This is a genomic window from Pseudoprimorskyibacter insulae (assembly GCF_900302505.1).
GTDB lineage: Bacteria > Pseudomonadota > Alphaproteobacteria > Rhodobacterales > Rhodobacteraceae > Pseudoprimorskyibacter > Pseudoprimorskyibacter insulae.
The window spans coordinates 35,968-54,488 of sequence record NZ_OMOJ01000010.1; the positions used below are offsets into that span (position 1 = coordinate 35,968).

At 56.5% G+C, this 18,521-nt stretch carries 15 protein-coding genes and 2 pseudogenes; 4 read left to right on the plus strand and 13 right to left on the minus strand.

Annotated elements, in window-relative coordinates:
* Positions 1–107 precede the first annotated feature (107 nt).
* Entirely contained in the window at positions 108–1,640 is a 1,533-nt protein-coding gene (locus PRI8871_RS16415; protein ID WP_108887281.1) for an ABC transporter substrate-binding protein, read from the minus strand.
* A 127-nt stretch (positions 1,641–1,767) separates the two neighbouring features.
* On the opposite strand from PRI8871_RS16415, the gene PRI8871_RS16420 reads away from it, so the two are divergent.
* The gene (locus tag PRI8871_RS16420) at positions 1,768–2,697 is read left to right on the plus strand and encodes a LysR family transcriptional regulator (RefSeq protein ID WP_108887282.1); all 930 of its coding nucleotides are present in this window, start codon (positions 1,768–1,770) and stop codon (positions 2,695–2,697) included.
* A gap of 141 nt (positions 2,698–2,838) precedes the next feature.
* On the opposite strand, the pseudogene PRI8871_RS16425 reads toward PRI8871_RS16420, so the two are convergent.
* Positions 2,839–3,201 (minus strand): annotated as a pseudogene (locus PRI8871_RS16425) (IS6 family transposase); the annotation flags it as partial.
* A 665-nt stretch (positions 3,202–3,866) separates the two neighbouring features.
* Between PRI8871_RS16425 and PRI8871_RS16430 the strand changes: the two are divergent.
* Positions 3,867–4,856: a hypothetical protein gene (locus tag PRI8871_RS16430; RefSeq protein WP_108887283.1), complete on the plus strand. Its 990-nt coding sequence runs from the start codon at positions 3,867–3,869 to the stop codon at positions 4,854–4,856.
* Positions 4,857–4,967: 111 nt separating this feature from the next.
* On the opposite strand, the gene PRI8871_RS16435 is transcribed toward PRI8871_RS16430, so the two are convergent.
* A protein-coding gene (locus PRI8871_RS16435; protein ID WP_108887284.1) for an IS3 family transposase occupies positions 4,968–6,109 on the minus strand; the annotation gives its coding sequence in 2 pieces (ribosomal slippage) (positions 4,968–5,872 and positions 5,872–6,109; 1,143 coding nt in all).
* 60 nt (positions 6,110–6,169) lie between these two features.
* Here PRI8871_RS16435 and PRI8871_RS20040 point away from each other — a divergent pair.
* A pseudogene (locus PRI8871_RS20040) lies at positions 6,170–6,490 on the plus strand (IS30 family transposase); the annotation flags it as partial.
* A 45-nt stretch (positions 6,491–6,535) separates the two neighbouring features.
* Here PRI8871_RS20040 and PRI8871_RS16445 read toward each other — a convergent pair.
* The 10 genes from PRI8871_RS16445 to PRI8871_RS16490 all read right to left on the minus strand — a co-directional run bounded on the left by PRI8871_RS16445 (position 6,536) and on the right by PRI8871_RS16490 (position 17,169).
* Positions 6,536–7,399 (minus strand): PfkB family carbohydrate kinase, encoded by an 864-nt coding sequence (locus PRI8871_RS16445; RefSeq protein ID WP_108887285.1) that lies wholly within the window; start codon positions 7,397–7,399, stop codon positions 6,536–6,538.
* Positions 7,400–7,406: 7 nt separating this feature from the next.
* Positions 7,407–8,270: a MurR/RpiR family transcriptional regulator gene (locus PRI8871_RS16450; RefSeq protein ID WP_108887286.1), complete on the minus strand. Its 864-nt coding sequence runs from the start codon at positions 8,268–8,270 to the stop codon at positions 7,407–7,409.
* Positions 8,267–9,223, minus strand: a complete 957-nt coding sequence (locus PRI8871_RS16455) for an ABC transporter permease (RefSeq protein ID WP_108887287.1) — start codon at positions 9,221–9,223, stop codon at positions 8,267–8,269. The genes PRI8871_RS16450 and PRI8871_RS16455 overlap by 4 nt, the downstream gene beginning before the upstream one ends.
* A 36-nt stretch (positions 9,224–9,259) precedes the next feature.
* A complete protein-coding gene (locus PRI8871_RS16460) occupies positions 9,260–10,747 on the minus strand; it encodes a sugar ABC transporter ATP-binding protein (RefSeq protein ID WP_108887288.1) in 1,488 nt (495 codons plus the stop codon).
* A gap of 65 nt (positions 10,748–10,812) precedes the next feature.
* Positions 10,813–11,862 carry a sugar ABC transporter substrate-binding protein gene (locus PRI8871_RS16465; protein ID WP_108887289.1) on the minus strand — a complete coding sequence of 350 codons (1,050 nt, stop codon included), beginning with the start codon at positions 11,860–11,862 and terminating at the stop codon, positions 10,813–10,815.
* Between the two features lie 39 nt (positions 11,863–11,901).
* The gene (locus PRI8871_RS16470) at positions 11,902–12,894 is read right to left on the minus strand and encodes a TIM barrel protein (protein ID WP_108887290.1); all 993 of its coding nucleotides are present in this window, start codon (positions 12,892–12,894) and stop codon (positions 11,902–11,904) included.
* Between the two features lie 95 nt (positions 12,895–12,989).
* Positions 12,990–13,460, minus strand: coding sequence for an RbsD/FucU family protein (locus PRI8871_RS16475; protein ID WP_108887291.1), 471 nt, complete (start codon positions 13,458–13,460; stop codon positions 12,990–12,992).
* Entirely contained in the window at positions 13,460–14,374 is a 915-nt protein-coding gene (locus tag PRI8871_RS16480) for a carbohydrate ABC transporter permease (protein WP_108887292.1), read from the minus strand. Before PRI8871_RS16480 ends, PRI8871_RS16475 begins: the two co-directional genes overlap by 1 nt.
* Positions 14,371–15,447, minus strand: coding sequence for a carbohydrate ABC transporter permease (locus tag PRI8871_RS16485; RefSeq protein ID WP_108887293.1), 1,077 nt, complete (start codon positions 15,445–15,447; stop codon positions 14,371–14,373). The genes PRI8871_RS16480 and PRI8871_RS16485 overlap by 4 nt, the downstream gene beginning before the upstream one ends.
* A 69-nt stretch (positions 15,448–15,516) precedes the next feature.
* Positions 15,517–17,169: an extracellular solute-binding protein gene (locus tag PRI8871_RS16490; protein WP_108887294.1), complete on the minus strand. Its 1,653-nt coding sequence runs from the start codon at positions 17,167–17,169 to the stop codon at positions 15,517–15,519.
* A gap of 214 nt (positions 17,170–17,383) precedes the next feature.
* Here PRI8871_RS16490 and PRI8871_RS16495 point away from each other — a divergent pair, with 214 nt between their 5' ends.
* Entirely contained in the window at positions 17,384–18,463 is a 1,080-nt protein-coding gene (locus PRI8871_RS16495) for an ABC transporter ATP-binding protein (RefSeq protein WP_108887295.1), read from the plus strand.
* Positions 18,464–18,521: the final 58 nt, after the last annotated feature.

Here is an 18,521-nt window from a genome sequence, read left to right on the forward strand (position 1 = left end):
GGTTCCTCCCTATGGGCGTGCCGCGCCGCTGCGGCGCGTAGACCAGTTTTGTTTGTTCGCGCCGCCGCAGCCGGATGGCCCGCCGGCGGCGCTGATGTCGCGCGTTTCTATTGGGTCCAGCTGGCCTTGTAGAGCCGCGGGAAACCGTCGTCGTCCAACGGGAAGACAAGCTCCGGATCGGTCAGGTAGTTGACCGAATACGACCAGAGCGGGATCCAGTAGACCTGATCGGTGATCCGGGCATGGATCTTGGCGAAGAGTTCTCCCTGCCGGTCAGGATCAAGTTCTGCGTAGGCCTCGGTTACCATCGCGGACAGCTCGGCATCGCCCGACAGGTTGCGGTCTGTCTCGGGGTCGAAATGCTGCCGGATCGGCGGCGCCGTGTCACCGCCCCAGGTTCCGAAATAGGCCGGAATTTGGCGGTTTGCCCGCGCGACGTTCAGGCTGTCCAGCTTCACCTGTCGCAGGTTGACTTTGATCCCGACCGCCTTGAGGTCTGATACGATCGCCTCGGACATCGGCTTGTCACGATAGGACCAGATCTCGGTTTCGAACCCTTCGGCGAACCCTGCTTCGGCCAGCAATGCGCGAGCCTTTTCGGGATCGTGATCATAGATCGTGACCTCCTGGTTGCACCCCAGCTCCGACGGATGGCAGGCACCTTCGATGCGCGCCGCAGCCCCGCCGATCAACGCGCTGGCAATGCCGGCGCGGTCGATGGCATGGGCCATGGCGCGGCGCACCTTGAGATTGGTGAGCGGACCTTCGGGATCGACCAGTCCGCCCGCGTCAAGGATCAGGAATCCGATGCGCCGGTCGGGCCCGGACAGATGCTTTACGTTCGGCATCTTCCCAAGGCTTTCCGCCACATCACGCGGCACACCGTTGATCCAGTCGATGCTGCCGGACATCAGTTCGGCCTGCTGCGTGCCCTCGTCCGGCAAGGACCGGATGACAACGGTTCCGATCGCCGGATCGCCCTTGGGACCGCCAGCATAATAGCCGTCGTACCGCTCCAGCACGAGCTCCGAGCCGGACTCGAACGAGGTGACACGGTATGGTCCCAAGCCCACGGGTCCGCCCGATGCCGCATTGGGATCAAAGCTGCCCCCGGCCTCATAGGTGCCCTGTTTGCGGATCGGCACACGGATCGCCATATCCTGCAGCGCCAGCGGGTACTGCGTCTTGAAATGGAAGCGCACCTTTTGCGGCTCCAGCGCCTCGGCCCTGTCGAACCAGACCGCGATGCGCCCGCCCGACAGGGTTTGCGATGCCTGTGTTGAGATAGTGTTGTAGGTATAGGCCACGTCATCGGCTGTCATCGCGGTGCCGTCATGAAAGGTCACGTCATCGCGGAGCGTCAGGTCCATGGTGACGGGATCAAGCTGCTCCCAGGCGGTCGCCAGCGCAGGCAGATAACTTCCATTTGCCGGATTGATTGCCAGAAGCGTCTCGTCCACCAGTTCGGAAATGATGATGTATTCCCGCTTTGTCGTGTAGTGGTAGTCGAGGTTGATGATGTCTTCGGTGAAAGCGACACGCAGCGTGTCATCGGCCTTGTCGGCATGGGCGATGCCTGCCAGCAACGGCACAACGGCAAGTGTGCCGGCGGCAAGCCGCTGGACAGCTTTCTTCAACATGGTTTCCTCCCAGTGCCATGCGTTCACACAGTCCGGTGCACGGCTAGGGAAACCTTAGCGCTGGCCGGTATTTGAAAAAATTGCTAATCTGATTGCAATAGTTGCAAAATTCGAAAGAGTCATCGGTATGAATCTCCGTGGTCTTCAGCTTTTCCGCGACATTGTGCTGACCGGAACGCTGGCCGATGCGGCCGAGCGGTCGAACATGTCGATCTCTGCTGCCAGTCGACTGCTGAGCCAGCTTGAAGGGCAGCTTGGCCTGGCTCTGTTTTCGCGATCTCGCAGAGCACTGGCGCTGACAGAGGACGGCACGCTGTTCTACCGGCAGATATCCAGCACCCTCGATGCGTTGAACGAGATCCCGGACATTGCCCGGCAGGTGGCCACGCGGGGCAGTCGCACCCTGTCGATTGTCGCCGCCACACCGATTGCCAACCAGCTTGTCGTTCCGCCGCTGGCCAGGCTGCGGTCCACCGCATCCGAAACCGAATTCAGCCTACATGTCGAAAGCCGCTTTGCCATCGAAAGCAAGGTGGCTGCGGGGGGCTATGACCTTGGGCTGATCTCGCTTCCGGTCGAGAACGAGATCGTGCCGCTGGACATCGTGCCGCTCATCCGCGCCCGGCTATGCGTCTTCCTGCCCAAGGATCATGCTTTGGCGCGGCAGGAAACGGTCACCGTCGACCAGATTGCGGGCGAAGACTTCGTGACGCTGGCCGCAAACCAGCGCTGGCGGGACAGGCTGGATGCCTTACTGGGCGCGGCCGGCTATCGCCCCAACATCAGCCACCAGACCGGATCGACGGTGGTGACGCTTGAAATGGCCCGCCACGGGATCGGCATCACGTTGAGCGACGCGGTCTTCTCGCCTCCCGACGACGCAGGACCGATGACCCTTCGCCCGATCGAGGAGGACACCTGGATCACGTATGCTGCAATCCATGCCCGAGACCGTCACCCGCCGCACGCAGATCCCTTTCTCGATGCCCTGAGCGATCACGTGGAACGGCTTCGCGCGTCGAGCCCCGAGACAGCGCAGCTCCTGCATCTGATATAGGGGGTCTGTTGCATTAGAACCGCACAATAGAGGCGTGCCCAGTTTCCATCATGCGGCTTCGGGGAAGAGATTGGCGACGAAGATGATTTCATTGGCCATGCCGACTTTGCAGTTCTCGAACTGGCCTTTTCTGATTGTGCGGAAAGCCCTTGCTGCTTTGGCATTTCGCCGCGGGGTCAGCCTGAAATCGATCAGCTGACCGAACTGATCGACGGCCCGCCACAAGTAGCACCATCGGCCACCAACCCTAATGTACGTCTCGTCCACATGCCACTGCAACCCGCGCCAGGAACGGTGCGCCCCATAGGCCCGTTTGCGGATCTCGGGGCCGAACTTCCTGACCCAACGGTCGATGGTCGAGGCATCAACCATCACTCTGCGCGCGGCCAGCATGTCGCGGACGTCGCGGCACGACAGCGGGTAGCGGCAGTATCAGCGCACCGCTAAAAGCATGATCTCACGCGGAAACCGATGCCGCTTGAACGGGTTCTTGAGCTGTACCATCGGCTCCTCCATTATCATGAACACACTGAGCCTGCGGCGGAAGGCTAGTGAATGCTACAGACCCATTGAAGCGCAGACGCAACCAATTACGATTCTACGCCTAAAGTTAAGCGTTTAGTTAAGTCACCTATGTCTTCTCGTGACTATGTCGCGGATATCATTTCATCCTACTACCGCAATGAGCCAGTGTTGCTCAAAGACACGCCGGATGAGGCTTTCGAGCGTGCAATGTTTGATGTGTGGTCGCAGCAATGGCCTCGCTTGCGCTCGGAGTATTCGTTTCGAACCGTCCAGTCTTCGGAAACCGTGCTAGACAAAGGCCTGACGATCAAGGTGTCGGTGTGGAGGGGCCAGAACAGGCGTGGGTCGAGGCGGCGGTCGAGGACGCTACCTCTCAGACCATAACGTCGCTGCGGCGCTTCTTATGGCCATACTGAAAAGACGTTGCCGCGCCGCGTCGATCCTTTCCGCATATCGTCGAAATCCATCAAGCCTCGTCTGAGGCCTCCACTGGTCTGGCTCTCGTTGTTACCGAAAAGGTTCTGGCTCGGTTTCCTGAGGCCTCTGACGCATTGACTCTCAAGCGAGACACCCTTGGAATCTCGCCGCCTGCTCTCGCGATCATACCTAGGGCGCGATCATCAGACATGCTCAGGATACTGGCAATGTGGCATGCGGTTGACGATGGCGTTGTTGAAGCTGACCAACTAAGCCGCGTCATCGCCAGCTTCGAGAAGGACGATCTGATTGCGATCGCCCAAGGTTTTAGCGAGGTAGAACAGCCCTTCTCTCGAGAAGTCGAGATCGCCATGGATGCGCTGGTGGCCACGCTCGTCGTCGACGTGATCGAAACCGCGAATCTGTGGCAGCCGCTCTTGCTGAAGGTTCTGAAACGTCGCCCCGATCTGCTCGAAACTTTCGATGTCGAGCGTCTTACGCCGAGCGACGCCATGGATCTGATCAGTGTTGCTTCATCACCGAAAACGATTTCGAACCTGATGCGCAGGATTCTATCATTGCCGCCGAGCGAAGATACAAGCGCCAAGGTGGCAGAGCATGCAGAACTTGCGTTCGGCCGAGCAATCGACTTGTCGATCAGCGGCGGTCTCGCTGAGGGTTGGGAAGGGATGTTCAAGCGGATGGCCGGCGATATCCTGCCGCATGGCATCGCAATGCTCGCAGGCGACTCCGATCGTGCTGCTCGCGGCTTGTCCCTGCTCAACTTCCCCATGCACGGCTCTCCGTCGGCAACGGTATGGGACGAGGGTCTGGGCGATAAGGTCGACGACGACTTGTCGTGGAGTCGATCGACTGTTGATGCTTATCTCTTGGCGTTATGCCTGAGGGACGAAGTTGCCCAAAGGGTCCCGATCCTGGTCAAGACGCTACCGCGGCTTAGGTATATGGCGGTCAACGATATTCTATCGCCTGACGCTCGAGCGTTGCTCGACAAGCACCTTCCGTCGATCGGCGAAAGCTGGGACCTCAATAAAAGGATGCTCAAGGTGTTGCGAAGGGCCAACCGTGACGCCATCGACATAAGCACTGTCATTTCTCGTCTGTCACTGACGGAGCAAGAGCTCAGCTATGTTTTCGAGGAGGACGACGAAAAGAGCAACTCGTTTTCCTTAACGCGTTTCTTCTGGCCGTGGTGATCCTTCGCGTTGACGAAAGTTCGGATACAAGAACCCACCTTGACCAGTCTCGCTACACGATACGACTTTGATCGTGCGGGCTTCGCGTTACTGTGAATAGCCCCGCGTTTTTTAGACGCCTTTGTTGTTCAGTTTCTGTTGCCGTTCGAACTCGATTGGCGACAGCATGCCGTTATGCGCGTGCTTGCGTTTCGGGTTGTAGAACATTTCGATGTAGTCGAACACATCCTGCCTTGCCTCCGCGCGCGTGCGGTATGTCCGCCGTCGGATCCGCTCGCGCTTGAGCAGGTTGAAGAAACTCTCGGCGACGGCATTATCGTGACAGTTCCCCCGCCGGCTCATCGAATGTTCCAGTTTGTGGGCGCGGAGGAACGCAGCCCAATCCATGCTGGTGAATTGGCTTCCCTGATCCGAGTGGATCAGGACCTTTTCGCGGGGTTTGCGACGCCAGATCGCCATCAGCAGTGCTTGCAAAACGACATCGGTCGTCTGCCTGCTTTGCATCGACCATCCGACGACCCTTCTGGAATAAAGGTCGATGACAACAGCCAGATAGGCGAAGCCTTCATGGGTCCGGATATAGGTGATGTCTGTCACCCAAACAATGTCTGCAGCGGCAACGTCAAACTGTCGGTCCAGCGTGTTGTCCACGATGATTGATGGCTTATCACCATACTTTCCGGGGCGGCGTTTGTAGCCGATCTGCGCCCTGATCCCAGCCAGCTTCGTTAGACGGGCAACACGGTTTAGACAGACACTCTCACCTTGCTCGAGCAGGTCATCGTGCAGCTTGCGATGTCCGTAGACCTTGCCACTTTCAACCCACGCTTCTTGCAGCATCGCAGTCTGGCGTTGGTCTTCAATGGCTCGTCGGCTCAGCGGTGCCTTCAGCCACGCATAGAACCCACTCGGCTGTATCCTCAGACAACGGCACATCGCACGAACCGAGAATAGCCCACGATGCTCGGCAACGAACGCGTCTCTCACTTTGCATCCCTGGCGAAATACGCGGTCACCTTTTTTAAAATATCCCGCTCCTCCGTCACACGAAGCAGTTCGCGCTTCAGCCTGCGTATCTCGGCGTCCTTGTCGCTGTCGCCTGACGCCGACTTCGCAAACTTGCGCTTCCACGCGTAGAGCGAGTGCGCGCTCACACCCAAACGCTCAGAAACTTCCTTCACCGGATAGCCCCGTTCGGTGATTTGTGCGACCGCATCGCGTTTGAAATCGTCTGTGAAATTCCCTGTGCACATCATGGCCTCCTTGCCTCAAAATTAGCGAAGAAGGCGTCCACAATACACGGGACTATTCAGTCTCCCCTGCCCGCAAAAGCCCGACGCAGCATCACGTTTGACCGGGGGTTTGAGTTCACATCCTGGCGCGAGTTGCAAAACGGCATGGGCACATAAGCCTGGTTCTGTCACCCCTAGGCGCCTTGGCAAAAAGGTTCGGTAGTAAATATGAACAAACGGGTCCGCCGATACCTTCCGCGAGACACTGCCCTCCTGTCGCTCCAAAATCGACATTTGAAGTCGCTTTGCGATCGTCTGAACGCGACCCCGCGCAAATGTTTGGGATACAGAACACCGGCCGAGGCGTTCAGAGATGAATTGCTGAAACTGGAGAGGCGATAAAGTATCTTTCCCACGCAGTCCGATGCAATCGAAATGGAACTCACACTAAGCTTTTACGCAGGACACATGTGCTGCCGCTGCGACAGAAGCGGTACGACAAGCCATTGCGAGGTCCGCCCCTTCAGCCAGTGCTCGTGCAAGCGCTCCAGTAAAGCAGTCACCGGCCCCATGTGAGCTAACGACTTTGACCTTTTCCGCTGGCAACGCTATTGCAGTGCCACCCCCAGACACCCATGCAAGTCCGTGCGAGCCCGCCGTTACAACAACTGCCGGAAATTTCTTGCCAAGAACCTCGGCAGCGCCGCGAGCTGAAGCAAGATCTTCAACAGGTTCAGTACCGAACATCTCGGCTTCGACTGCGTTGACGACCAAAACATCTATCAGTTCCTGAAACTCGGGCGAAAGGTCCCGCGCGGGCGCTGCGTTGAGAAGCACCGGGACCCCGCGACGACGCGCAATTCGAGCCGCAGCATAGTTGATGGCCTCGGGGATTTCGTTTTGCAGCACCAGAATACCAACATTCTCCCAAACATCAGCCTGATCAAGAACCGCTGCATCGATCTTTAAGTTGGAACCTGAGACGATCGTCGCAGCGTAATCGCCCGCGGCATTCATGACAGCAACGCTCATACCTGACGCCGCATCTGACAGAGTCGTTACAAACCGGCTGTCGACACCCACGTCATGCAAATGCCCGCTCAGGAAACGCCCGAAATCATCTGCCCCGACAGCCCCAACCATCCGCGATGGAAAAGCCGCCACAGCCTGGTTGCCGCCTTTTCCACCAAATTTCGGAAACCAACGCGTCCCAACAGCGGTTTCATCCAACCTAGGCAACTCGGTCGTCTGAACAACAATGTCATAATGAAGGGCGCCAACGACTAGCGGCAGAGTATCGGTCTGGGACAATTTATTCTCATCTTTCTCGTTTTTTCGATACCGCACTCATCGTCTTGATAAGATTTGCATCCGCTGCGGCGCGATCTCGCTGCGCCGTAGCAACAAACAGGGCGTCGAGAAGGTTCAATTGGGCGATACGCGCAGTTGCGTTTTCCCCCAGCAAAGCCGAATTTTCAGCTGTAGAGCATAGAACCACATCAGCAGTTTGGGCCAATGTGCTGTCGTGATAGTTCGTAAAGGCGATCACGCGCGCGCCATTCTTGCGTGCAAGCTGCACCGCCTCTAAAAGGATCGACGTCTCGCCCGAATGAGAAAATGCCGTCACAACGTCCTCGGGCTCGAGCAACGAGGCGGACATCAACATCATATGAGCATCATCAAATACTGACCCCCGCAGACCAATACGCAGAAACTTGTGGCGGGCGTCACGGGCGATTTGGGCTGACCCGCCAAAGCCATAGAAATCGCGCTGCTTGGCCCTATGAAGATAATCGGCAGCCCGGTCAAACGCAGCGAGATCGAAGATCGCAAATGTCTCTTCAAGCGCCTGCATCGAGGTGCGGAAAACCTTTTGCACAATCTCGCTTGATGTGTCGTCGTTCGAAATCTCGGTATGCAGAGCTGCCGCATCAGATTTGTAATACTCGATCAAACCCTTGCGGAACTCGCGGAACCCAGCGAAGCCAAGTTTTTTGGCAACCTTGACAACCATTGCCTCGGACACACTCGATTTTTCCGCAACATCCTTAAGCGGTGTATCGTCGTTAATGTCCTTGCGGGCCAGAATGTCACCTGCCACTTTGCCCTCAAGAGGGGTCAGCTTCGGCAGACGCATTCTAATCTGAGCCGCTACAGTTTCAGGGTCGCCTAACATCATCATTTTCCACTTGTTGCCCGGTCAATCAGCATTGCGACAATGATGATAATCCCCGTGGCAAGCAATTGGTAGAAAGCTTGTACGTTTAGCAAAGTGAGCCCGTTTCGCAGGGCACCCAAGATGACGCAGCCAAGCAAGGTTCCCACAATCGACCCGCGCCCGCCCATCAACGACGCGCCACCAATAGCAGAAGCCGCAATCGCATCCAGTTCCCAAAGATTGCCCAAGGTCGGCTCAGCCGCTCCGAGACGGCCAATCAGGATCAACGACGCAATCGACGCCAATGCACCGGAAATCATATAAGCCGAGATCTTGGTCAACGAGACCGGGACGCCAGCGACACGTGCAGCTTCAGGGTTGCCACCAACCGCCATCAGATATTCGCCGAGCGGAGTTTTGGTCAGTACCACCCACGCGATCAGCGCAAGGATTGCCACGATGATGACAGGCGTCGGCACCCCCATAACGGCGCCATTAGCGATCGAACGGAACTCGCTGGGGATCCCAAAAATTGGCGTCCCACCTGTGTAGATAAGCGCCAACGCCCGGTACAGCGACAGCCCACCCAAGGTCACAATAAACGGTTGCAGTCCACCCCATGCAATCAGTGCGCCATTCACGAAACCACAGCTCACACCAACGGCTATTGCACCCAACATCGCGATCGGCACTGGCACGCCGGCGACCATCATCGCCGCGCCCAAAGTTGCAGACAACGCTGCAACAGGGCCGACCGACAGGTCGATACCACCCGAGATGATGACCAAGGTCATACCCAAGGCAATGCAGGCATTGATCGAACTTTGCTGCAAAATATTGCCGATGTTCGGCATCGTCAGAAAGCTGGGAGAGAGGATCGAAAACACCAACGCGATCAGCAGCAGCCCGACCAGTGTGCCTGCATCCCGAAAGCGGACGTTTGAGACAAAAGGCAGCTTCGTCAGAATATTGTTCATAGTTTTTCTCGCTTATTCAGGTGCGAAACAGAAGTCTCAGGCACCGGGAATGGCATGCCGTGCGATATTCGCTTCGTTGATATCCTCGGCGGACAGATCTGCGGCGATCTGACCCTCGCGCATAACCAAAACACGGTCGGACAGGCGGATCACCTCGGCCATTTCCGACGAGACCACCAACACCCCACAACCGCTATGCGCCAGAGTTTCGATCAGATCATAGATCTCGGCTTTGGCACCGACATCAATGCCGCGGGTGGGTTCGTCAAACAGATAAATCTGCGTTCCGGCGGCCAGCCAGCGGCCTATGATCGCCTTTTGCTGATTGCCCCCGGAAAAACTTCCGATGGGTCGTGTAACATCCAATGGACGCAGGTTCACCTCGCGCATCAGCTCTTCGCTGCGCCGATGCAATTTGTGTTTGCGGATCACCCCGGCCCGCGAAAACTGACGCATCGCGGGCAAACCAATGTTGGCGGTGATCGGGCGATGACTGACAATCCCATCACGTTTGCGTTCTTCGGGCACCAATCCCAATCCTGCACGGATTCGCGTACGCGGCGAGTTACCTGCAACCGGTTGGCCCTCGATCGAAACCTCACCGGCATCAGCAACATCCACGCCAGCGATCAGCCGAAGCAATTCGGTCCGCCCTGAACCGACCAGTCCGGCAATGCCCAAAACCTCGCCCTTGTGCAAAGTCAGGTCAACACCGCGTACGGCGGTGCCACGGGTCAGTCCCGAGACCTGCATCATGACCTCGTCGGTCGCAAAACTGTTGTGATGGGCGTGGGCCAGTTCACGTCCGACCATGAATTCAATGACTTGCGGCAGAGGCGTGCTGGGGATGTCCACGCGGGTCACAAACCGTCCGTCACGCAAGATTGTCGCGCTGCTGCACAGCCGATAAACCTCGTCCATTTTATGAGACACATAGATGATCGACACACCGCGCGCAGTTAATTTTTCGATCACCTCGACCAGACGCTCGAACTCAGCAGGCGTCAAACTCGATGTCGGCTCGTCCATGGCAATAACACGCGCATTGGCGCGAAGGGCCTTGGCGATTTCGACGATCTGTCGCTGCGCCACACGCAGGTCGCGCACTTGGGCTGTCACATCAATCGTCGGGTCCAACGTTGACAGCAGATCGCGCGCCTCGGCCTCCTGGGCTTTTTTATCAACAAAGAGTCCACCTTTGCGACGCGACGCCCCCAAAAAGATGTTCTGCGCCACAGTCAGTTCGGGCACTTGCTGCAATTCTTGATGGATCATCGCGATACCAGCCTGCGCTGCATCGGCCGGTGAATTGATCGTCACTTGCATGCCGTCAATTTCGACCGTACCCGCGTCGGACCGAACTACACCACACATGACATTCAGCAAGGTGGACTTTCCAGCGCCGTTCTCACCCAGCAAGCCGTGAACTTCGCCCGCAGCCAGAGCAAGTGACACGCCGTGCAGCACTTGAATCGAGCCATAAGACTTGTCAACGTCGGATAGTTTCAAACGATGATGTGTCATGTATCTCTCTTGAAATGGAACCCCGCAGGCCCAAGCCCGCGGGGTCTGTTCTCAGGACAGTGCGATCACTGAGCCATCAAAGTTGCACGCAGAGCTTTCAGATCGGTCGTCGCATAAGTATCGACGTTCTCGCTGGTGATCAGCGCCTGCGGAGTGGCAACCACTCGGGGCAGATCTTGCCCGGCAAGCAGACGCAGGGCAACTTCCATCGCCACTTCGCCAGTCAGCACGGGGAAGCTGTCGACAGTGCCGGTCAAATCGCCAGCACGCACCGCAGCATAAGCATCCGAGATACCGTCGGTGCCGAAAACAGCAGTCTGTTCGGCCTTGCCGGCCGCCTTGACCGCTTCGACCACACCCAAGGCCATGCCGTCGTTGTTCGCATAGAAACCGATCAAATCAGGGTGCTGCTGAAGGATCGTCGCAGCGGCGTTAAACGCCAATTCACGCGACCAATCAGCCGGAACCGATGCCACAACTTCAAAGTTGCCGGCAGCTTCGATTGTCTCGGTAAAACCTGCGGTACGCTGACCTGCTGCAAAGACGCCAGCCTGGCCCTCGATGACGGCAACCTTACCACCCTCGGGGTGGTTTTCGATGAACCATTTGGCGACACGAACGCCGTTGTCTTTCTGGACGTTACCGACGTAATGCGCGACCGAGGGGATCACGGCGTCGTTCACGTTGACCACAGGTACGCCTGTCGCCATCGCTTTTTCCAGTGCCGGGATCAGGTTGGCATCGGTCTGCGGCGAGAACAGAAGTGCGCTGAAGCCCTGCGAAATCAGCGTTTCGGCAATCGAAAGCTGGCCCAGCTGATCGCCTTCGCTTTGTGCCGCCTGATAGACGACATCGACGCCATGAGCGCTGGCAAAGCTGCTATAGCCCTCGCCCAACGAACGCCAGTATTCGTTCGTCAGCGTCTTAGAGACGCCGCCGACTTTGGTGCCATCCGCAACGTCGGGCAGTGCGCCAAATTTGGCATCCAATTCGGACCAGTCCATCCGGTCCGGCTCGCTGTCAGAGTTCAGCGGCGCCAAGTCCTGTGCCTGCGCCATGCCCACGCCAAGTGCCAGAGCACTGGCGATCAGTGCGGATTTCAGAAAATGTTGCATTCGGGTCTCCTCCCTTTTGTCAGTTTAAAGATTTCTCGATCACGCCAGAACTTCGTCCCGAAGAGCGAGTTGCGCGATTTCAGTTCCAACCACAGGGTCTTGAGCGGCAAGTGCCTCACCCAGGCGATTGTTGGATTCGATCAGGTCAACGGCCTGCAACATTCGGCGAACGGTCCGAATGTTTGCTGCGCACTCTGCGACAGGGTCCAGGCCGGATGCGTCCGGGAAAGTGTCAAAATAGATGGCACCATCGTATCCGCCGCGTTTGACTTCGCGGAGCAGTTCCAGTGTCGCCTGCACATGCACCGCAGCCACCATCAGCCCGTCGTCGCGCTTGGCATATCCATCGTTCAGGTGCATCCCGAGCAGCTTGGAGCGCCGCATGATATGCGAGGCCGACAGTGCAGGCTGTTCATTTGCATAAAGCGAATGAGCGAAATCGATGGTTACACCCAGATTGGGCGCGCCGACTTCTTCGATCGCCATAAGCGTTGTCGCGGCATCGGGCAAAAGGGAATAGGACCGCGGCTCATTCGGCTTATATTCGATCGAAATCTGGCAATCCGGGTCATGAGCCGCAACTTCGGCAATACCCTCAATCTCGTCGGCCCAAAGCGCTTGGTAGTCACACTGAAAGCCATAGTCGAAACCGTCCTGGCCGAGCCAGAGCGTCATCATCGGGGCTCCCATCTCACGCGCGGCATCGATTCCCCTTTTGGTCAGATCAATAGCCTCGCGGCGCACGGCGCGGTCAGGGTTTGTGAAAGCGCCTCGTTTGAACGCCGGGTTGGTGTAATACCGCATTGCAAGCCCGGACACGCTCAACCCATTGTCGCCGACCATATTTGCGACATCGCGCGGTTTTTCCGCGACATGATCAGGATAGTTAAGGTCCAACTCCGTCAGGCCATCGACCGTAGCTGCACGGGCGATCATTTGGGCCAAACTTGGCTTACCCGACAGATCCGGCCAGTAACTGCCAGCATCCGATGCGAATGAATTGATACGAGTGGCGAAGCGTTGTCCAAGCATGTGATTCTCCTTGCTTCACAAATTATCGTAAGTTCGTAAAGTTGGAAAGATAAAAAGTGGCCGAATGGCAGACAGGCATGAATTTTCCTTATATATTAGAGATTTACAGAGATGACTGGAGGCAAGTTGATGACCCCCTTGGTCAAAATGAAGCAGCCATAGGGGCCACTATCCGAGGTGCGGATCACACCGAAACAATTGCGCGCAGCCGCATAGAATTCGAAACGATCCAGAGCGCCCATACCGACATCACGACCTTCGATTTCATTAACCACCGACTGAATTTCACTAAACAGAGGCAATTGCGCCTCAGGGTCGCCAACAACCTTCATGCGCTGAACCGGCTCAGGTATGAATGTATCCAGCGGCATCAGGCTGAGCAGCGCCCCGATTGCCGCAGGCAAATCCGACCCCGCCATATGCAGGACCTTTCCCGCAACAGTGTGGCGGGCAATCTCTGCTGCCGGATGATTGACATCGCATAACAATACGCTGTCGCCATGCCCCATCGACATCAACATGTGAAGAATTTCGGCGGTCAGCCTTTGGTCAATCCCCTTCAACATTACTTCACCGCCCCCGCAGCCATCCCTTTGATGATAAAACGCTCCAGCAATATCCCAACCAAAAGCAGTGGCAGAATTGCAGCAAAGGAAAGCGCGGCCATGGACCACCACGAGATGCCTTGCGACCCTGTTTGCGAGGCGACCATGACTGGCAAAGTATTTGCGTGGGTCGAGGTCAGAAGCGCCGCAAAGAAATATTCATTCCAGGTCAGAACCAGGGAAATTATGAAAGCAGACACCATGCCCGGCAAAGACAGCGGCAAGATGATCGTCAGAAAGGCGCCCCATATTGACAAACCATCAACCAGCGCGGCTTCTTCCAATTCGCTAGGGATCGCGGCGAATTGGTCCTTCATGATCCAAACAACTATCGGCAAAACACTAAGAGTATAGAGCAAGATCAAACCAAACCGCGTGTCCAGAAGGGCCATTGATTTGTACAGCACCAGAAATGGCAGCGCCAAGACGACGGGCGGCAAGATCAGCTGGCTCAGGAAAAAGAACGAGATATCATCGTTCTTCATGAACCCGAATTTATAGTCGAACCGCGAAAGGCCATAGGCAGCCGTACCGCCCAATCCAACAGCCAGCAGTGAGGCCGTCACGGCGATCACCGCCGAGTTGCTGAATCGCTTCAGGAACTCACCCCGAACCGAGGATGGCTCGGCGATTGTGTCGGGAGACAGTCCAAGTGATCGCCAGCCCAGCCAGTTTGGCTTGAAGTCTATCCAAGGCAGAATATGCCCCTTCATCACGTCGGGCGCCGTCTTGAAGGCTGTGGTCAATGTCCAGAAAATCGGCATCAAACAGACGAAAGCCCAAAGCCCAAGCGCTGCGTAAAGTGCTAGACGCCCAAATCTTCGCTTTACCGGGATACGATCGGCAGGGTGGTCGTGAAAAATCTGAACACTCATGCGTCAGCCCCTTTCCAGCGATTGGTGAATTTGATCAGGCCAGTCATTCCTATGACAATCACCACCAGATAGAACATCGCCAACATCGTCCCATAGCCAACGTTCGATCGGTCTCGATATTCGCGATAGATGAAACTGGTGACACTATCGGTCGCGCCCCCCGGACCGCCACCAGTGACGGTGATGATGATGTCAGCCAGCTTCAACTTGAAGATCACACGGATCAAAATTGCTGTGATCGACACCCGTGCCATTATGGGAAAGGTGATCTCGAAAAACCTACGGACACCTCGGGCTCCATCAACATCTGCAGCCTCGTTCAGATCCTTGGGGATCGCCTGCAGGCCTGCCAACAGCATGATCATCATGAACGGAATATAGGTCCAGGCATCCATCAACATGATGGTCAGCTTTGCGATAGCGGGATCCCCAAAGAAGGTTGGATTGTCGACACCCAGACTTCGCAGGAGCCGGGCGACTGGACCAAACCGGTTTTCCAGCATGGATTTGCCAATCATCCAGCTGACCGCAACAGGCGACAGCATCAGCGGCAAGAGAAATGCGACGCGAAAAAATTTGCGCCCACGGATCTCGGCGTTCAGCATTAAAGCCAGACCAAAGGCGACGATGTACTCGGCAAGGATTGCAAGCACATACCAACCCATATTGCCCATCGAGCGCCAGAAATACGTATCGCCGAACATTTGCTTGATGTTGGCGAGCCCGTTGAATTGCCGGCCGTCAGGATTGGCGAGGTTCCAATCGGAAAATGCAATTGTCAGCCCAAAAACCAGCGGAAAAAGCGCCAGCGATGCAACAAACAGAGCCGCAGGCAACACGAACAAGACCCGCTTACCTTGCTCCCCGCGCACGATCACCTGACTGGCACAAAGCGCAATCGCCCACAGGACATAGGCATATAGTGTTGGGCGCCAATTTGTGAGGCCGAGAGGCAAATACTGCGCGGCAATCGTGCCAAGAAGCAGCAAAGACGCCGCCGCGTTCAGACCATAGCCTAAGCGCAGACGCCGGGCCGAATCCACCTGTGTCGCAACAATATGAAGCTTGCTCATTACGGGTCTTTCCTAAAATCCAAGTCGGTGATGGCGTTGGGAGTAGCGCCATCACCGTGATTACAGCGATCAGAGACCGAGCGACGCGCGATACAGAGCGATCTGGCTGTCGCGACCGATCTGGTCGGTAATCTTCTCCCAGGCTTCAGCGATAGCATCGCCGATAGCCTGCGCGCTCTCGTACTGGCCCGCAAACCCTTTGGCCAATTCGTCCTCGGCCGCCGAATAGTACTGGAAGATCCCCGGAATGCGCGGCTCGACCGCAGCATTAGGATGGTTATAGCTGTCTAGGTTCGACCCAAGGAAATCCTCGACAAAGGCGCGATCATAGCCAGCAATTTCCCATTCATCGTAGTTGAAATGAGACTTGCGATAGGGCTGGTATCCCGACGGATAGGCCGAGGTCCAAAGCGAGATGTCCTTACCGCCCAGATGAGCCGCAGCAGACCAAGCCGCCTTGCGCTTCAATTCGTCACCCGACACACGCGAGGTCACATAGATACCCCACCCAAGATAGGCCATGTTGGGGGATTCATTGTACCGCTCTTCCCATTCTTGGGTCTTCGAATTGTACACCCGGTTCGCGCCCGGCAGGATATCGAAACCGACGACATCACCGACAACTGAACTGTCCGAGGTCCGCGCAGAAGAACCTACATCACCCCACCACGTCAGCATCGAGCCGGTTCCGGCCAGAAACTGCTGGAAGGCAGTCGTGCCGGGATCTGCATTTATCTGATCGGCAGGATAGGCGCCGGGCGTCGCGATCAGGTCCAGCACATCCTGAATGGCCTGCACGAAAGCCGGATTGTTGACCCGCGGCTTCATCGTCTCGGGATCGAACAGCCATGCAGGATCGTCGGGATGCTTGGCATATGCGGTTGCGCGGTCTTCAAGGAAATAAAAGCTGAAGCCACCCCAACTTTTCATGGGGTCAAGGAAGCCATGCGCCGGCAAGCCGGTCAGCGGATCGTCTTTGCCGGCAAGGAACTTGGAATAGGCGTTGACCTGCTCCCAAGTCTTGGGAACCGACCAATCGGAACCGTCGCCTTCTTTGGCCCAAGCCTGTGCAAAATCAGCATTGTCATAATAATCGGTCCGATACGAGAACGTGTGACAATCGCCATCCACGGTGACACGATAGGTCTTTCCATCCCAAGTCCCGACAGGAGCTTTGAGATAGTCTACCAGATCGTCCATATCGATCGCATCTTTGACCCACTCGGGCATCTCATCCAACAAGCCACGACCAGCCGTATCCCCTTCGAAGGGCGCGCCCATTTCCAAGAGATCGAAATCCACCGTTCCGGTGGCAATCGACTGTTGCAGTCTGGCGTTATAGTCCCCCTGCGCCAGATCGATCCAATTGATCTTTGCGCCGGTGTATTCTTCCCATGACGATAAGAACGCGCGGAATAGCACGTTGTGCAGGTTCTGGTTGTTGGTCCCCATAAAGGTAAGCTCAACACCAGCAAATTCGCCCGGCGCAACATTGGCTTTTGTCTGCCCGAGGCACAACGCCCCAACCTTGCGCCAGTCAGCCTCTGTCGGCGCGCCATTCCCGACGCCAGGGATTTGCAAAATCTGCTCGCGGACAGACCCAGCCTGTGCCAGCGCAAACTTTGGCATCGCCGCCAGCGCGCCGGTTGCAGCCGCCCCACGCAACATTGTCCGTCGGCTCATTCGCCCCGAGGTCATGGCTTTGTAAATATCTGTTTTCACAACGTTCCTCCTAGTTGGTCACCAAAGACCTTATCCAAACCGCCATATCGAACGGTTTTTGCGACCCTCCTGCCGCATGGCAGGGCCTGCAATTACACGCCCTGTCGCAATAGCTATTCGATGCTTTATGGGTTGTCAAACTTTTGTAAAGTTGTGATGTTACCGCAAATCAATTCTGATTGACGATGCGACAAGGCATTGGGAGGACGCGCCAGTGGTTAACATCACCATCAATAATCTTAAGAAGAAGTACGGCGAGATGCAGGTCGTACACGGCATTGACCTCGATATCGCTGACGGGGAATTCGTGGTGCTCGTCGGCCCGTCGGGCTGCGGAAAGTCAACGTTGCTGCGGATGCTTGCAGGCCTAGAGGAGATCACTTCAGGGACTATCGCGATTGGTGACCGGGTCGTGAACAACCTGCCTCCATCGGAAAGGGACATCGCTATGGTATTTCAAAGTTATGCCCTCTATCCGCACAAGACGGTCGCGCAAAACATGGGGTTTGCCCTCAAAATGCGCGGCATGGAGGCCGCGGACATCACTGAACGTGTATCAAATGCCGCCGAGATTCTCGGGCTGACACCCTATCTGAATCGCACCCCTCGCGCCCTGTCCGGCGGCCAGAGACAGCGCGTCGCCATGGGGCGTGCAATTGTCCGCGATCCGGCCGTTTTCCTGTTTGATGAGCCACTGTCAAACCTCGACGCTAAATTGCGTGTTCAAATGCGGGGTGAGATACGGTCCCTGCAACAACGCCTGAAAACGACGACCGTTTATGTGACTCACGACCAAATCGAGGCCATGACAATGGCCGACAAAATTGTCGTCATGCAAGGCGGACAAATCGAACAAGTTGGATCGCCGCTTGAGCTCTACGACTATCCGGCCAACACTTTTGTCGCCAGCTTTATTGGTTCGCCTGCAATGAACCTCTTGAGTGGCGTGATTGATAATGAATCGGTCAGGATTGGCGCTGATACTCTTCCTGTGCCGAAGGGCATGTCCCTCCAGAATGGTCGCGACGTGACCTTTGGCTTTCGCCCTGAAGCCCTGACAATCAGCGACGACGGCGCCGGCCTCAAAGCAACCGTCGAAGTCGTCGAACCAACGGGCGCCGAGACCCATCTTGTTTTGAAACACGGCTCCGAGAAATTCGTCGCCGTCCTCCGGAGCCGAATTTATTGCGAGGTCGGCCAACAGCTTACAATCATGCCAAATACGGAAAAAACGCATCTATTCGACGCCACATCAGGACAACGGCTTGCAAATAGCGCAGAAGATCAGGTGTAACGCGGCATTTACATAAATTGAGACACCGAGGAAACAAATTCAATTTGTGTCGTCAAAG

What these genes read in the sequence shown, in the direction of transcription:
- PRI8871_RS16455 (WP_108887287.1), bottom strand. Translation starts at nt 9,223, where the DNA reads ATGAACAATATTCTGACGAAGCTGCCTTTTGTCTCAAACGTCCGCTTT.
- PRI8871_RS16460 (WP_108887288.1), bottom strand. Translation starts at nt 10,747, where the DNA reads ATGACACATCATCGTTTGAAACTATCCGACGTTGACAAGTCTTATGGC.
- PRI8871_RS16430 (WP_108887283.1), top strand. Translation starts at nt 3,867, where the DNA reads ATGTGGCATGCGGTTGACGATGGCGTTGTTGAAGCTGACCAACTAAGC.
- PRI8871_RS16485 (WP_108887293.1), bottom strand. Translation starts at nt 15,447, where the DNA reads ATGAGCAAGCTTCATATTGTTGCGACACAGGTGGATTCGGCCCGGCGT.
- PRI8871_RS16475 (WP_108887291.1), bottom strand. Translation starts at nt 13,460, where the DNA reads ATGTTGAAGGGGATTGACCAAAGGCTGACCGCCGAAATTCTTCACATG.
- PRI8871_RS16415 (WP_108887281.1), bottom strand. Translation starts at nt 1,640, where the DNA reads ATGTTGAAGAAAGCTGTCCAGCGGCTTGCCGCCGGCACACTTGCCGTT.
- PRI8871_RS16480 (WP_108887292.1), bottom strand. Translation starts at nt 14,374, where the DNA reads ATGAGTGTTCAGATTTTTCACGACCACCCTGCCGATCGTATCCCGGTA.
- PRI8871_RS16465 (WP_108887289.1), bottom strand. Translation starts at nt 11,862, where the DNA reads ATGCAACATTTTCTGAAATCCGCACTGATCGCCAGTGCTCTGGCACTT.
- PRI8871_RS16470 (WP_108887290.1), bottom strand. Translation starts at nt 12,894, where the DNA reads ATGCTTGGACAACGCTTCGCCACTCGTATCAATTCATTCGCATCGGAT.
- PRI8871_RS16450 (WP_108887286.1), bottom strand. Translation starts at nt 8,270, where the DNA reads ATGATGATGTTAGGCGACCCTGAAACTGTAGCGGCTCAGATTAGAATG.
- PRI8871_RS16420 (WP_108887282.1), top strand. Translation starts at nt 1,768, where the DNA reads ATGAATCTCCGTGGTCTTCAGCTTTTCCGCGACATTGTGCTGACCGGA.